Source organism: Scandinavium sp. M-37 (genome assembly GCF_043558715.1).
Classification (GTDB): Bacteria; Pseudomonadota; Gammaproteobacteria; order Enterobacterales; family Enterobacteriaceae; genus Scandinavium; species Scandinavium vulneris_A.
In genome coordinates this window covers 1-420 of the sequence record NZ_JBIGIN010000121.1, presented here as the reverse complement: position 1 = coordinate 420, position 420 = coordinate 1, and the positions used below count along the sequence as shown (strand labels likewise).

Sequence of the window (420 nt, the reverse complement as noted above, 5' to 3'; positions counted from 1 at the left end):
TGTGCTGAAGCTCGATGGCTGGATCCAGAAAAATAAATCACTGGCGACCACGCTCGGACTCATCACGGCGGCGGGGCTGGGGCTGGTTGCGACGCTGGGTGTAATTGGTCTGGTTGCGTGGCCGGTTATCGCAGGTATCAATGCCATCGTTGCGGCGGCGGGCATGTTAAGCCTTGCCCTTTCGACAATCGGCACGGCCGCGGCTGCTGTAATAGGGGCTATCTCGTGGCCCCTTTGGGCGGTTGTCGCCGTGGTCACTGCGGTTGTGGCGACCGTCGTCGGCGGGGCGCTGCTCATCCGTAAATACTGGGAGCCCATCAGCGCCGTTTTCTCGGGTGTGGTGCAGGGGCTTATTGCCGCATTTTCGCCGGTGGCTGAGATGTTCGCCCCGCTGGCTCCCGTTTTTGACGGGCTCGGCCA

1 pseudogene is annotated in these 420 nt (G+C 62.1%); it reads left to right on the top strand.

What is annotated here, in order from left to right:
- A pseudogene (locus ACG0Z5_RS23990) lies at positions 1-420 on the top strand (phage tail tape measure protein); the annotation flags it as partial.